This window comes from Citricoccus sp. I39-566 (genome assembly GCF_031432995.1).
In the GTDB taxonomy this organism is placed as follows: domain Bacteria; phylum Actinomycetota; class Actinomycetes; order Actinomycetales; family Micrococcaceae; genus Citricoccus; species Citricoccus nitrophenolicus_A.
The window spans coordinates 1,089,715-1,102,919 of record NZ_CP133842.1; the positions used below are offsets into that span (position 1 = coordinate 1,089,715).

Annotated in this window: 14 protein-coding genes; 10 read left to right on the plus strand and 4 right to left on the minus strand. The window is 70.2% G+C overall.

The window, feature by feature from the left end; genetic code table 11:
- Window positions 1-21: 21 nt before the first annotated feature.
- From RE421_RS05150 to paaZ, 4 genes are all read left to right on the plus strand, one after another.
- Window positions 22-1,242, plus strand: a complete 1,221-nt coding sequence (locus RE421_RS05150) for an acetyl-CoA C-acyltransferase (RefSeq protein WP_309815382.1) — start codon at window positions 22-24, stop codon at window positions 1,240-1,242.
- On the plus strand, window positions 1,242-2,036 hold the full coding sequence (locus tag RE421_RS05155) for an enoyl-CoA hydratase/isomerase family protein (protein WP_309815386.1): 795 nt from the start codon (window positions 1,242-1,244) through the stop codon (window positions 2,034-2,036). The genes RE421_RS05150 and RE421_RS05155 overlap by 1 nt, the downstream gene beginning before the upstream one ends.
- On the plus strand, window positions 2,033-2,899 hold the full coding sequence (locus RE421_RS05160) for a 3-hydroxyacyl-CoA dehydrogenase family protein (protein WP_309815389.1): 867 nt from the start codon (window positions 2,033-2,035) through the stop codon (window positions 2,897-2,899). The genes RE421_RS05155 and RE421_RS05160 overlap by 4 nt, the downstream gene beginning before the upstream one ends.
- A gap of 81 nt (window positions 2,900-2,980) precedes the next feature.
- On the plus strand, window positions 2,981-5,110 hold the full coding sequence (paaZ, locus tag RE421_RS05165) for a phenylacetic acid degradation bifunctional protein PaaZ (RefSeq protein WP_309815394.1): 2,130 nt from the start codon (window positions 2,981-2,983) through the stop codon (window positions 5,108-5,110).
- A gap of 5 nt (window positions 5,111-5,115) precedes the next feature.
- Here the strand turns inward: paaZ and RE421_RS05170 are convergent, their stop codons facing one another.
- The 3 genes from RE421_RS05170 to paaI all read right to left on the minus strand — a co-directional run bounded on the left by RE421_RS05170 (window position 5,116) and on the right by paaI (window position 7,629).
- Window positions 5,116-5,730 (minus strand): TetR/AcrR family transcriptional regulator, encoded by a 615-nt coding sequence (locus RE421_RS05170; RefSeq protein WP_309815397.1) that lies wholly within the window; start codon window positions 5,728-5,730, stop codon window positions 5,116-5,118.
- A gap of 49 nt (window positions 5,731-5,779) precedes the next feature.
- Entirely contained in the window at window positions 5,780-7,099 is a 1,320-nt protein-coding gene (locus RE421_RS05175) for an AMP-binding protein (RefSeq protein WP_309815400.1), read from the minus strand.
- 74 nt (window positions 7,100-7,173) lie between these two features.
- The gene (gene paaI, locus RE421_RS05180; RefSeq protein WP_309815403.1) at window positions 7,174-7,629 is read right to left on the minus strand and encodes a hydroxyphenylacetyl-CoA thioesterase PaaI; all 456 of its coding nucleotides are present in this window, start codon (window positions 7,627-7,629) and stop codon (window positions 7,174-7,176) included.
- A 165-nt stretch (window positions 7,630-7,794) separates the two neighbouring features.
- On the opposite strand from paaI, the gene paaA reads away from it, so the two are divergent.
- Genes paaA through RE421_RS05210 form a run of 6 tightly spaced genes read left to right on the plus strand, consistent with a single transcriptional unit; the run spans window position 7,795 to window position 12,506 of the window.
- Window positions 7,795-8,796, plus strand: coding sequence for a 1,2-phenylacetyl-CoA epoxidase subunit PaaA (gene paaA, locus RE421_RS05185; RefSeq protein ID WP_309815405.1), 1,002 nt, complete (start codon window positions 7,795-7,797; stop codon window positions 8,794-8,796).
- Window positions 8,793-9,116 carry a 1,2-phenylacetyl-CoA epoxidase subunit PaaB gene (paaB, locus tag RE421_RS05190; protein WP_309815406.1) on the plus strand — a complete coding sequence of 108 codons (324 nt, stop codon included), beginning with the start codon at window positions 8,793-8,795 and terminating at the stop codon, window positions 9,114-9,116. Before paaA ends, paaB begins: the two co-directional genes overlap by 4 nt.
- The gene (gene paaC, locus RE421_RS05195) at window positions 9,113-10,009 is read left to right on the plus strand and encodes a 1,2-phenylacetyl-CoA epoxidase subunit PaaC (protein ID WP_396134582.1); all 897 of its coding nucleotides are present in this window, start codon (window positions 9,113-9,115) and stop codon (window positions 10,007-10,009) included. Before paaB ends, paaC begins: the two co-directional genes overlap by 4 nt.
- Before the next feature lie 19 nt (window positions 10,010-10,028).
- Window positions 10,029-10,523, plus strand: coding sequence for a 1,2-phenylacetyl-CoA epoxidase subunit PaaD (paaD, locus tag RE421_RS05200; protein WP_309815409.1), 495 nt, complete (start codon window positions 10,029-10,031; stop codon window positions 10,521-10,523).
- Window positions 10,520-11,695, plus strand: a complete 1,176-nt coding sequence (gene paaE / locus RE421_RS05205; RefSeq protein WP_309815418.1) for a 1,2-phenylacetyl-CoA epoxidase subunit PaaE — start codon at window positions 10,520-10,522, stop codon at window positions 11,693-11,695. Before paaD ends, paaE begins: the two co-directional genes overlap by 4 nt.
- 10 nt (window positions 11,696-11,705) lie before the next feature.
- Window positions 11,706-12,506 (plus strand): enoyl-CoA hydratase/isomerase family protein, encoded by an 801-nt coding sequence (locus RE421_RS05210; protein WP_309815421.1) that lies wholly within the window; start codon window positions 11,706-11,708, stop codon window positions 12,504-12,506.
- A 59-nt stretch (window positions 12,507-12,565) separates the two neighbouring features.
- Here RE421_RS05210 and RE421_RS05215 read toward each other — a convergent pair whose 3' ends face one another.
- Window positions 12,566-13,015, minus strand: coding sequence for an Lrp/AsnC family transcriptional regulator (locus RE421_RS05215; protein ID WP_309815424.1), 450 nt, complete (start codon window positions 13,013-13,015; stop codon window positions 12,566-12,568).
- Window positions 13,016-13,205: the final 190 nt, after the last annotated feature.

A 13,205-nucleotide genomic window follows, 5' to 3' on the forward strand; every position in this document is an offset into this window, starting at 1 on the left:
CGTCCCGACGAACGGAGTCCCATGAGCGAAGCTTTCCTGGTCGGCGGCGCCCGCACGCCGGTGGGCCGGTACGGGGGCGCCCTGTCCTCGGTCCGTCCCGATGACCTGGCGGCCCTGACCGTCCGAGCCGCGGTGGAGCGGGCCGGCCTCGACCCGGAGGCCGTGGACGAGGTGATCTACGGCAACGCCAACGGTGCCGGCGAGGAGAACCGCAACGTGGCCCGCATGGCCTGGCTGCTCAACGGCTACCCGGACCACGTCCCCGGCATCACCGTGAACCGGCTGTGCGCCTCAGGGATGAGTGCGATCCAGATGGCCTCGCACATGATCCAGGCCGGCGCCGCGGACCTCGTGGTGGCTGGCGGGGTGGAGTCGATGTCCCGCGCCCCCTGGGTGATGGAGAAGCCGGCCCAGCCCTTCGCCAAGCCCGGGCAGGTCTACGACACCTCGATCGGCTGGCGCTTCACCAACCCCGCGTTCCTCTCCGGCGAGTACTCCCGCGGCGGCAAGGCCACCTTCTCCATGCCGGAGACCGCCGAGGAGGTCGCCCGCGTCTACGGCACCTCTCGCGAGGACTGCGACGACTTCGCCGTCCGCTCCCACGAGCGTTCGATCGCCGCCATCGAGGCCGGCCGCTTCGCCCAGGAGATCGTCCCGGTCACCGTCAGGGGTCGCAAGGGGGCTGAGACGATCGTGGACACCGACGAGGGGCCGCGGTCCGGCACCACCGCCGAGGTCCTGGCCGGGTTGCGTCCCGTCGTGCAGGGCGGCTCCGTGGTGACGGCAGGCAACGCCTCGACCCTCAACGACGGCGCCTCCGCGATCATCGTCGCCTCTGGGGCCGCCGTCGAGAAGTACGACCTGGCCCCGCGCGCCCGCATCCTGGCCGGTGCCTCGGCGGGACTCGCCCCCGAGACCATGGGCATGGGCCCCGTCCCGTCCTCCCGCAAGGTCCTGGAACGCACCGGCACCTCCGTCGGGGACCTCGCCGCCGTCGAGCTCAACGAGGCGTTCGCCTCGCAGTCCCTGGCCAGCATGCGCGAGCTCGGCCTGGACGCCGGGACCGTGAACAACGACGGCGGCGCGATCGCCCTCGGACACCCGCTCGGCTCCTCGGGGTCCAGGATCGTCATCACCCTGCTCGGCCGGCTTGAGCGCGAGGCCTCCACCGGGGTCAAGGGCCTGGCGACGATGTGCGTCGGCGTCGGCCAGGGCGCGGCCCTGCTGGTGGAGGCCGTCTGATGGCCAGACTGGACGCCGCGGACTTCACCACCCTGCAGATCGAGCAGAGCGAGGACCGGGTGGTGGCGCAGCTGCACCGTCCCGAGGTGCGCAATGCGATCGACCAGGCGATGGTGGACGAGCTGCATGCGGTGTGCTCCGCCCTGGAGCGGGCTCCCCGAATCCTCGTGCTCACGGGCACGCCCTCCGACGCGAGCGCTGGGACCAAGGGCGTCTTCGCTTCCGGTGCGGACATCGCCCAACTGCGCGAGCGGCGCCGGGACGACGCCCTGGCCGGGATCAACTCCACGATCTTCGACCGGATCGCCAGGCTGCCGATGCCGGTGATCGCGGCGCTGGACGGCTATGCGCTCGGCGGTGGGGCCGAACTCGCCTATGCGGCCGACTTCCGGATCGGCACCGAGGCACTGCGGATGGGCAACCCGGAGACGGCCCTGGGCATCCTGGCCGCTGCTGGAGCCACCTGGCGGCTCAAGGAGCTCGTGGGCGAGCCCTTGGCCAAGGAGATCCTGCTGGCCGGCAAAATCCTCACCGGCGCCGAGTGCCGGGCCGCCGGGCTGATCACCGAACTGGTCGAACCCGAAGCCCTCATGGACGCCGCCCACGCGCTCGCGGACCGCATCTCCGCGCGGGACCCGCTGGCCGTGCGGATCACCAAGTCCGTGTTCCAGGCTCCGCGCGAGGCCCACCCGATGATCGACACCCTGGCCCAGGGCATGCTCTTCGAGTCCCAGGCGAAGTTCGAGCGCATGCAGGCCTTCCTCGACCAGAAGAACACCAAGGAGCAGTCATGAGCACCACCGAATCCGCAACGCTCCCGGCCAGGGTCGGGGTCCTGGGGGGCGGCCGGATGGGGGCCGGCATCGCCCACGCGTTCTTGGTCAAGGGCGCCGAGGTGCTGGTCGTCGAGCGTGACGAGGCGGCTGCCAGCGCGGCCCGGGAGCGGGTGGCCTCCTCCACCGAGACGTCAGCCGAGCGTGGGGGATTGACCGGGACCGCCGCGGAGGCGCTGGCCCGGTTGACCGTCTCGGTGGACCGCGCGGACCTCGCCGGCCGGCGGCTGGTCATCGAGGCCGTGCCCGAGGACTGGGAGCTGAAGGTCTCGTCACTGAAGGACGTGGAGAAGCACCTGGATGCGGACGCGGCGCTGGCCTCGAACACCTCGAGCCTGTCCGTGACCGGCCTGTCCGCCGAGCTGGCCCATCCCGAGCGGTTCCTGGGCCTGCACTTCTTCAATCCCGTCCCGGCGTCCACCCTGGTGGAGGTCGTGGTGGGCGCGCAGACCGCGCCGGAACTGGTGGACGCTGCCCGGGCCTGGACTGCGGGCCTGGGCAAGACCGCCGTGGTCGTCAACGACGCCCCGGGCTTCGCCTCCTCCCGGCTGGGCGTGGCAATCGCCCTGGAGGCCATGCGGATGGTCGAGGAGGGCGTGGCCACGGCCGAGGACATCGACAACGCGATGGTCCTCGGATACAAGCACCCCACGGGCCCCCTGCGCACCACGGACCTCGTGGGCCTGGACGTCCGGCTGGGCATCGCCGAGTACCTCCACCAGGAACTGGGTGAACGCTTCGAGCCGCCGCAGATCCTGCGCGACAAGGTGGCCCGCGGCAACCTCGGCCGCAAGACCGGCCGGGGCTTCTTCGACTGGAGCTGAGCGGGACACCCTGTGACCGGCGCCAAGCTGCTGTTAGGGTGGTGCCAATACTGACCGATCGTTCAGGAAGGAATGTGCCGGATGACTACCCAGGCCGATGTCCGCACCGTGCCCAGCTACGTCCGCGACCAGTGGTGGACCCCCGACGAGGGATCCCGTGCCGCCGAGGTCCTCGACGCCAGCACCGGTGAAGCCGTGGCGCGCTTCGGGGCCGACGGCCTGGACCTCGGCGAGGTCCTGGCGCACGCCCGCACCGTCGGCCAGCGTGAACTCGGCACGCTCACGCTGCACGAGCGCGCGCTGAAGCTCAAGGAGCTCGCGCAGGTCCTCAACGGCCGGCGGGACGAGCTCTATGCGCTCTCGAACCGCACCGGCGCCACGAAGGCCGACAACCTGTTCGACATCGACGGCGGCATCGGCGTGCTGTTCACCTATTCGTCGAAGGGGCGGCGTGAACTGCCCCATTCCAACGTCATCCAGGACGGCGGCGTGGAGCCGCTGTCCAAGGACGGCTCCTTCATCGGCACCCACATCTACACCCGGCTGCCGGGGGCGGCGGTGCAGGTCAATGCCTTCAACTTCCCGGTCTGGGGCATGCTCGAGAAGTTCGCGCCGGCCTTCATCGCCGGCGTGCCCACCATCGTGAAGCCGGCCACCCCGACCGGCTACGTCACGGAGGCCGCCGTGCGGATCATGGTCGAGTCGGGCATCCTGCCGGCCGGCTCGCTGCAGCTGGTCTCCGGGTCCGCCCGCGGACTGCTGGACGTCATGGACTACCGAGACCTGCTGGCCTTCACGGGCTCGGCCTCCACGGCCCAGTCGCTGAAGTCACACCCGAACGTGGTCACCGGCGGCGTGCGCTTCACCGCCGAGACCGACTCGCTCAACGCCGCCATCCTGGGTCCGGACGCCATCGAGGGGACCCCGGAGTTCGACGCCTTCGTCAAGGCGGTCGTCACGGAGATGACCGTGAAGGCCGGCCAGAAGTGCACCGCGATCCGGCGCACCATCGTCCCCGAGGCCCAACGGGAGGCGGTCGCCCGGGCGATCTCCGCGCGGCTGGACTCACGGGTCGTCGTCGGCGATCCGCGGGCCGAGGGCGTCACCATGGGTGCCCTGGCCTCCGTCGACCAGCTGCAGGGCGTGCGCGACGCCGTCAAGGACCTGCTGGCCGCCGGCGGCGAACTCGCCTATGGCACCCTCGACGCCCCCACGGTGCGCACCGCCTCCGGCGAGGAGGCCGTCGTCGAGCACGGGGCCTTCATGTCTCCCGTGCTGCTGTCCTGGGCGGACGGGGACGCGGAGCTCCTGCACTCCCGCGAGGCCTTCGGGCCGGTGACCTCCCTGCTGGGCTACGCCGACGTGGACGACGCCGTCCGCCTGGCCGCCCGCGGCTCCGGGTCCCTCGTGGCCACCGTGTGCACGAACGACCCGGAGGTCGCCCGCGAGCTGACCACCGGGATCGCCGGACACCACGGCCGCGTCCATCTGCTGAACCGCGAGACCGCCAGGAGTTCGACGGGCCACGGCGCACCGGTCCCGCACCTCGTCCACGGTGGGCCGGGCCGGGCAGGCGGTGGCGAGGAGCTGGGCGGCGTCCGCGCGGTCAAGCACCACATGCAGCGCACGGCCCTGCAGGGCTCGCCGAACCTGGTGACCGCCGTGACCGGGGTGTGGCAGACCGGGGCCGACCGGCGCATCGCCGGCTCACCGGCCTTCGGAGCCGAGGAGGGCGCGGTCCACCCGTTCCGCAAGTCGCTGGCGGATCTGCGGATCGGCGACGCCCTGGCCTCGGACCTGCGGCAGGTCACCCAGGAGGACATCACGGCCTTCGCGGACACCACCGGGGACACCTTCTACGCCCACACGGACCCCCGGGCCGCCGAGGCGAACCCCTTCTTCCCGAGCACCGTGGCGCATGGCTACCTGCTCGTGTCGTGGGCTGCCGGGCTGTTCGTCGAGCCCGCGCCGGGACCCGTGCTGGCCAACTACGGCCTGGAGAACCTGCGCTTCCTGACCCCCGTGGCCGCCGGCGACTCCATCCGCATCACCCTGACGGCCCAGAGGATCACCCCACGGGTGACCGACGACTACGGCGAGGTCACCTGGGATGCCGTGATCCAGAACCAGGACGGGGAGATCGTGGCGACCTACGACGTCCTGACCCTGGTGGAGAAGGAGGACACCCTCTACCGGGACTGGCAGGGCTGAGACCGTCAGCTGCGGGCGCGCAGCCCGTCGACGATCATGGCGATCGCGGTCTCCTCGACCTGGGCAGGTGAGGCGGGCCCGTCCGGGCGGTACCACTCCACGAGGGAGTTGATCATGCCGAACATCAACCGGGTGGTGGTGCGCGGCTCCACGTCGCTGCGCACCTTGCCCTCCGCCTGGGCGGCGACAACGAGGTCCGTCACCGTGTGGTCCACCGCGCGGCGCCGTCGGAGCGCGTCACGCTCGATGTCGGTGTTGCCGCGCAACCGCAGCAGCAGGGTGACATAGGGCTGGCGCTCGATGAGGACCGCGATGGTCGAGCGCAGGACGAACTCCAGCCGCTCGATCGTGCTGCCGCTCGTGGCACCCTCGCTCTCACCGATGGCCTCCAGGGGGGCCAGGGCGTGGTCCAGGGCCAGCCGCATCAGATCCCCCTTGGAGGGCACGTGGTGGTAGATGGCCGATTTGCTGACGCCGAGCTCCTCGGCCAGCATGCCCATGGACGTGGCATCGTAGCCATGGCGGTTGAACACCCGGACGGCGATCTCCAGCACCGAGTCCTGGTCATACCCCGGCCGGCCCCGGCGGGGGGACTTCGGCGCGGCGGAGGCGGTCGTCATGAGGTGGCTCCTGGTCGGGGCGGATGCGTGGTCCTGCGGACCGACGCCCCTAGCGGGGGCGCAGGTCGTGGATCCGCTTAAGCTTACCGACGGAGCGGGGCAGGGCCTCCGGGTCCACCACGTCGATCCGGCACGTGGAGCCCACATGGATCTTGATGAGCCTCTGCAACTCGCCTCCGGCGGCGATCGCGCGGTCCGCGGTGCAGTCGTCCCGCCGCTCGATCCTGACGGCCAGCTCGTCCATCCGATCCGGCCGGGTGATCTCCAGCTGGAAGTGCGGGGACAGGCCCGCGACGGTGAGCGCCAGCTCCTCGATCTGGCTGGGGAACAGGTTCACCCCGCGCAGGATGATCATGTCATCCGAGCGCCCGGTGATACGGCCCATCCGGCGGTGTCCCGGGCGGGCGGTTCCGGGCAGCAGCCTCGTCAGGTCATGGGTGCGGTAGCGGATGATCGGCATGGCCTGCTTGGTCAGGGCGGTGAACACGATCTCGCCGTGCTCGCCATCACCGAGGACCCGAGTCTCGTCGAAGGCGTCCACGATCTCCGGACGGAAGTGGTCCTCCCAGACGTGGCAGCCGTCCTTCGTCTGCCCGGATTCTCCCGCCACGCCCGGGCCCATGACCTCGGAGAGGCCGTAGATGTCGCAGGCGTCGATGCCGAACATCTCCTCCAGCTCGTGGCGCATCTCCTCGGTCCAGGGCTCGGCGCCGAGCACGCCGACCTTCAGTGAGGTCTTCCGCGGGTCCAGGCCGGCGCGTTGCATGGCATCGCCGATCGTCAGCAGGTAGGTGGGGGTGCACAGGATGGCGTCCGGCTGGAAGTCCTGGATCAGCGTGATCTGCTTCTCCGTCTGTCCGCCGGACATCGGGATGACCGTGGTGCCGAGGCGCTCCGCGGCGCCGTGGGCGCCGAGCCCCCCGGTGAAGAGGCCGTAGCCGTAGGCATTGTGGACCTTCATGCCCGGCCTGACGCCCGCGATGCGCAGGCAGCGGGCCCCCAGTTTGGCCCAGTCGTCCAGGTCCTGCCGGGTGTAGCCGACCACGGTGGCGCGGCCGGTGGTGCCGGAGGAGGCATGGATGCGGGCGACCTGCTCCTGCGGCACCGCGAACATGCCGAAGGGGTAGGACCGGCGCAAGTCTTCCTTGTCCGTGAACGGGAACTTCGCCAGGTCGGGGAGGTCCTTCAGGTCGTCCGGGTGGACCCCGGCGGCGTCATACTTCTCGCGGTAGAGCGGGACCCGGTCGTAGGCGTAGGACACCGTCTGCCGGAGGCGTTCCAGCTGCAAGGACTCGATCTGGTCGCGGCTCATCGTCTCCTCAGGATCCAGGCCGAGGGTCGCGCTGGCGTCGGGAAGGGTCTCGGTCATCAGATACCTCACGGTGTGCTGTGGTGCTGCGTGTACGGGGGCGCTGCGTGGACAGGTGCGGGGGGAGGGGGTCCTCAGCGCTGGGGGATGGTGCGTGACCGTCCGCGGAACTCCGCGATCACCTCGGTGCCGCCCTCGGGGAGGGACTGCAACACCTGGATGTCATAGATTCCGCTGCGGCCGTTCTGATGCCGCCGGTCGGCCACGGCGGTCAGCAGCCGGCCCGGAATGCCGGGTCTGAGGAAGTTGATGTCCACGCCGGAGGCCACGGTGACGGTGTCGGCCGATCCCTCGGCGGGATTGCAGGCCAGGGCGAAGGCCGAGTCGGCCAGGGCGAAGACCATGCCGCCGTGGGCGATACCGAAGCCGTTCAGCATCTCCCGGCGCAGCGTCATGGTGATCGTGGCGTGCCCCTCGGAGATGGCCTCCACCCCGATGCCCATCCACTCGCTGGCTGGGTCGTCCTCCAGGATGGCGTGCCAGTCGCCCAGGCGCGTGGGTGCCGGTGGCGCATGCTCTGCGGGGGCCATGGGACTCCAATCATTCTCTACTGAACGATCATTAGGTAATCTCAATCTGTGACGCGGGTCAAGTTCCAGGCCGCGCTCAGCGTAGGTCGCGTGTTGACCAATGGCGAGTCGATGCCTATATACTGAACGAACGGTCGGTAAATAATGGAGAATGAGGTGGTCACCATGGCCGAACAGACAGACGACGCAGGACGGGGTGGATCCCTGACCGCCGTCCAGTCACCCGAGGAGGCCGAGGGCCAGCGCCGGTTCGACGCCATCATCGCCGAGGACTCCCGGATCGAACCCCGGGACTGGATGCCGGAGGCCTACCGCAAGTCGCTGACGCGGCAGATGTCCCAGCACGCCCACTCGGAGATCATCGGCATGCAGCCGGAGGCGAACTGGATCACCCGCGCACCCAGCCTGAAGCGCAAGTCCATCCTGATGGCCAAGGTCCAGGACGAGGCAGGCCACGGGCTCTACCTGTACTCGGCCACGGAGACCCTCGGCACCGGGCGCGACACCCTCAACGACCAATTGCTGACCGGCCGGGCCAAGTACTCCTCGATCTTCAACTACCCCGCCCGCACCTGGGCGGACATGGGCGCGATCGGCTGGCTCGTGGACGGCGCCGCCATCGCCAACCAGGTGCCGCTGTGCCGGGCGTCCTACGGACCCTACGGCCGGGCCATGGTGCGCATCTGCAAGGAGGAGTCGTTCCACCAGCGCCAGGGTTTCGAGATCCTGCTCGAGCTCTCCCGCGGCACCGAGGCCCAGCGGACGATGGCCCAGGACGCCATCAACCGCTTCTACGCCCCGGCCCTGATGATGTTCGGCCCCTCGGACACGGACTCACCGAACTCCCAGCAGTCCATGGCCTGGAACATCAAGCGCTTCTCCAACGACGACCTGCGCCAGCGGTTCGTCGGGATGATCGTCGAGCAGGTCAAGGTCCTCGGCCTGACCCTGCCCGACCCGGAGCTGCGCTTCGACGAGGAGTCCGGCCAGTGGAAGCACCGGGACCTGGACTGGGCCGAGTTCAAGCGAGTGGTCTCCGGGGGCGGTCCCTGCAACGCCCAGCGGATGGCCCGCCGTCGGGAAGCCCATGAAGAGGGTGCCTGGGTCCGCGAGGCCGCGGCGGCCTACGCCCGCCGGCAGCAGGCCGAGAAGGAGCAGGTGGCATGACGGTGAACCGCACCACGGCGAGCGACGCCACGGCCCCCTCGGCCGGCTGGCCCCTCTGGGAGGTCTTCGTCCGGTCCTCGCGCGGCCTGTCCCACGTGCACGCCGGCTCCCTGCACGCGCCGGACGCCGAGATGGCCGTCCAGAACGCCCGTGACCTCTACACCCGGCGCAACGAGGGCGTCTCCCTCTGGGTGGTCCGCTCCACGGACATCACCACCTCGGACCCGCGCGCCAAGGACGCGATGTTCGAGTCACCGAAGGGCAAGGACTACCGGCACGCCACGTACTACACCGAGAGCGAAGGGGTGAAGCACCTGTGAACGGCACGTCCACCACCCCCGGCACCGGCCGGCAGGCCGACCACGGCGCCGACCACAGCCTGGACAGCTTCGGCGACGCCGTCGCCTCCGCCACGCGCGTCACGCCCGGCAACGCGCTACGTCCCGAGGACATCGCACTGCAGGACTCGGCGCCCCGTGAGGCCGTGGCCCGGTACGCCCTGCAGCTGGGCGACGACGCCCTGATCCTCGCCCAGCGGCTCTCCCACTGGATCTCCCGCGGACCCGAGCTGGAGGAGGACGTGGCCCTCGGCAACATCGCCCTCGACCAGCTGGGCCACGCCCGCTCCTTCCTGAGCTATGCCGGCAAGGCCTGGGGCCGGACCGAGGACGACCTCGCGTACTTCCGCGAGGAGGAGGAGTTCACCTCCCTGCACCTGGTCGAGCAGCCCAACGGCGACTTCGCCGAGACCATGGTGCGGGGCCTCTTCATGGCCCTCTACCAGCACCAGCTGTACGCCCGCCTGCTCGAGTCGGCGGACGAGACCATCGCGGCCATCTCCGCCAAGGCGCTCAAGGAGGTCGACTACCACCTGGAGCACGCCGAACTCTGGACCCTACGCCTCGGCCGGGGCACCGAGGAATCAGCCCGCCGGATGCGCCGGGCCCTGGACAGGCTGTGGCCCTACACCGACGAGCTGTTCCAGGACGAACCGCTGCACGACGAGCTCGAAGGCATCGCCGTGCGCCCGTCCACGCTGCGGGCGGACTGGGACGCCCGGCTGCGGGACATCCTCGACCGGTCCGGACTGGCCGTGCCGGAGGTCCCCCAAGCCCTGTGCCTCGGACGCCGGGGCGAGCACTCCGAACACCTCGGATACATCCTCGCCGAGATGCAGGTGCTGGCCCGCAAGCACCCCGGCGCCACCTGGTAGAGGAGTCGGGAGGACAGCCATGGCAACCGCCACCCCCATCGAATCCCTGCACGAGATCGCGGCCCGGGTCACCGACCCGGAGATCCCGGTGCTGACCATCGCCGACCTGGGCATCCTGCGGGACGTCGCGCTGGAAGGCGACGGCGCCGTCGTCGTGACCATCACCCCGACCTATTCGGGGTGCCCGGCCATGGACGCGATCCGGCAGGACCTCGAGGGGGCCTTCTCCGAGGCGGGATACCCGAAGGTCCACGTGGACCTGGTGCTGTCCCCGGCCTGGTCCACCGACTGGATGACCGAGGCGGGCCGGGCCAAGCTCGAGGAGTACGGCATCGCCCCGCCCACCGGCACGGGACACCGCGGCACCGTGACCCTCGGCCTGGCCGTGAAGTGCCCGCAGTGCCACTCGCTGAACACCCGCGAACTCTCCCGCTTCGGCTCCACCTCCTGCAAGGCGCTGTACTCCTGCCGGGACTGCCTGGAACCCTTCGACTACTTCAAGGTGCTCTCATGACCGCAACCGACACCACGTCCGCCCCCGCGCGCCGCCGCGCCGTGTTCCACCAGCTCGAGGTGGCTGCGGTCCGACGGCTGACTGCGGACGCCATCGAGGTCACCTTCGCGGTGCCCGCCGACCTCGTGGACGACTACGACTACGCCCCGGGCCAGTACGTGGCCCTGCGCAAGGATCTGCCGGACACGGACGGCACCCTGCACGAGGTGCGCCGCAGCTACTCGATCTGCGCCGAACCACGGCCGGGAGAGATCCGGGTCGCCATCAAGCGCGACCTCGGCGGGTTCTTCTCCAGCTGGGCCAACGAGAACCTGGCCGCGGGGGACACCATCGACGTGATGAGCCCCACCGGCGCGTTCATCTCCCAGCACCGGATGACCGAGCTGAACGACCCGGAGTCGATCGACACGGACACCGAGCACTCCTTCGTGGCCGTGGCCGCCGGTTCCGGCATCACCCCCGTCATCGCCATCGCCCGCACGGTGCTGGCGGCCAACGAACAGGTCCGGTTCGACCTGGTGTACTCCAACCGGGCCGCCATGGACGTGATGTTCCTCGAGGAACTGGCAGACCTGAAGGACCTGTACCCCTCCCGCTTCGCCCTGCACCACGTGCTGACCCGGGAGCAGCGGATCTCGCCGCTGCTCTCCGGCCGGATCGACCACGAGAAGCTCTCCACCCTGCTGTCCACCGTGATGCGCCCGGAGACCGTGGACGAGTGGTTCCTGTGCGGCCCGTACGAACTGGTCCAGCTGGTCCGGGACGAGCTCTCCTCGCTGGAGGTCCAGCCGGAGAAGGTCCGCTTCGAGCTCTTCACCACCGGTGACCCGCAGCAGGGCCGCCCGGAGGGCAACATCGGCCGTCCGGTGAAGGTGGACGAGACCGGCGACAACTATGAGATCTCCTTCACTCTCGACGGACTGCAGGGCGAGGTGAAGTCTCCCAAGGGGCAACGCGAGACGGTGCTCAACGCCGCCCTGCGGGTCCGAGCGGACGTGCCCTTCGCCTGTGCCGGCGGCGTCTGCGGCACCTGCCGGGCCAAGGTGGTCTCCGGCACGGTGGAGATGGATGAGAACTACGCCCTGGAGCCGGACGAGATCGAGAAGGGCTACGTCCTGACCTGCCAGTCCCACCCCACCTCGGACACGCTCGTCGTCAACTACGACGCCTAGGAGGAACCCCATGATTGACCTGACCATCACCGACGGGATCGCCGAGGTGGTCCTCAACGCCCCGTCGAGGATGAACGCCCTCAACGAGGAGGCGCTCGCCGAACTGCAGACCGCCTACGACGACGCCACTGCCGCCGCCTCCCGCGGGGAGGTCCGGGCCCTGCTGCTGCGCGGCGAGGGCCGCGGCTTCTGCGCCGGGCGGGACATCTCCGGGGTCACCCCCGCCGACGACGACGTCATGGGGTACCTGGACGGCAAGGTCACCCCGCTGCTGCAGTCCATGGGCGCCTTCCCGGCGCCCACCTTCGCCGCCGTGCAGGGTGCCTGCCTCGGCGTCGGGCTCGGCCTGGCGATCGCCACGGACGTCGTCTACGTGGCCGAGAACGCGAAGATCGGCTCCCCGTTCGCCAACCTGGGGGCCACCCTGGACTCCGGCGGCCACTGGTTGTTCACCGAGCGCCTGGGCACGCACCGCACCCTGGACCTGATCTACACCGCCGAGCTCATCAGCGGAGCCGAGGCCGTGGCCTCCGGCCTGTTCTCCCGGGCCATGCCGGCGGAGACCCTCCTGGAGGACACCCGCGCCATCGTGGCGAAGGTCGCCACGGGTGCGACCGGGGCCTTCATGGCGTCCAGGGAGCTGGTGGCGCAAATCCGTGACGAGCGCCTGGGGCTCTGGGCCTCCATGGCGAACGAGAACCGGGCCCAGGCGGACCTGTGCGGCACCGAGGACTACGCCGAGGGTTTCGCCGCCTTCCAGCAGAAGCGCCCGCCGGAGTTCCACGGCCGGTCTCCTTCGGGCACCAAGTGACGCCACCCCCGCCGTGGTGACGGGGTGCCGTCACGGTGCGCCTCGGAGGCGTTGAGCGTTCAGCGGGTGTCCATGTCCTCGAAGATCACGAAGGTCTGGGTGTCCAGCACGCCGGGCAGCGGCTGGATGTGGTCGAACACCACGCGCCGCAGGTCGAGGTTGTCGCGGGCGCGGACCAGCAGGAGCACGTCGAAGTTCCCGCCGACCAGGCTGACGTGGTAGACCTCCGGGATCTTCCCGAGCGCCTCCCGCACCTCCCGCCAGCCATGCTGGCGCAGCTTCAGCGTGACGTAGGCCGAGGACCGCAGGCCTGCACGGACGGGGTCCACCACCGCGCTGTACCGGGTGATGACGCCGTCCTCCTGCAGCCGGTTGATCCGGGCATAGGCGTGGGCCCGGGAGACGTGCACCTTCTCCGCCAGGGCGGTCACGGACTGCCGGCCGTCCCGGGTCAGCTCGGCCAGGATGTGCTCGTCCACGGCATCGAGCCGTGCGGGTACCTTCTCCATGCTTCCTCCTGAGCCGACGCGGCGGCCGGGCGACGTGACCCGGAGCGGCTTCCTCGCGAACCACGGGTGCCCGCCCTTTCCGTCCATCAGAGTAGGACAATCCGAGAAATTCGTCCACGATAAGCGGCCACAGCAGCGACGAACCACCGGCACACCTCACACTGGTGGGCACAAAGTGGCTACCGCCGTG

Coding starts and splice junctions, on each gene's coding strand:
- paaA (WP_309815405.1), top strand. CDS start 7,795: ATGGCCGAACAGACAGACGACGCAGGACGGGGTGGATCCCTGACCGCC.
- RE421_RS05150 (WP_309815382.1), top strand. CDS start 22: ATGAGCGAAGCTTTCCTGGTCGGCGGCGCCCGCACGCCGGTGGGCCGG.
- RE421_RS05210 (WP_309815421.1), top strand. CDS start 11,706: ATGATTGACCTGACCATCACCGACGGGATCGCCGAGGTGGTCCTCAAC.
- RE421_RS05155 (WP_309815386.1), top strand. CDS start 1,242: ATGGCCAGACTGGACGCCGCGGACTTCACCACCCTGCAGATCGAGCAG.
- paaD (WP_309815409.1), top strand. CDS start 10,029: ATGGCAACCGCCACCCCCATCGAATCCCTGCACGAGATCGCGGCCCGG.
- paaE (WP_309815418.1), top strand. CDS start 10,520: ATGACCGCAACCGACACCACGTCCGCCCCCGCGCGCCGCCGCGCCGTG.
- RE421_RS05175 (WP_309815400.1), bottom strand. CDS start 7,099: ATGACCGAGACCCTTCCCGACGCCAGCGCGACCCTCGGCCTGGATCCT.
- RE421_RS05170 (WP_309815397.1), bottom strand. CDS start 5,730: ATGACGACCGCCTCCGCCGCGCCGAAGTCCCCCCGCCGGGGCCGGCCG.
- RE421_RS05160 (WP_309815389.1), top strand. CDS start 2,033: ATGAGCACCACCGAATCCGCAACGCTCCCGGCCAGGGTCGGGGTCCTG.
- paaB (WP_309815406.1), top strand. CDS start 8,793: ATGACGGTGAACCGCACCACGGCGAGCGACGCCACGGCCCCCTCGGCC.
- paaZ (WP_309815394.1), top strand. CDS start 2,981: ATGACTACCCAGGCCGATGTCCGCACCGTGCCCAGCTACGTCCGCGAC.
- RE421_RS05215 (WP_309815424.1), bottom strand. CDS start 13,015: ATGGAGAAGGTACCCGCACGGCTCGATGCCGTGGACGAGCACATCCTG.
- paaI (WP_309815403.1), bottom strand. CDS start 7,629: ATGGCCCCCGCAGAGCATGCGCCACCGGCACCCACGCGCCTGGGCGAC.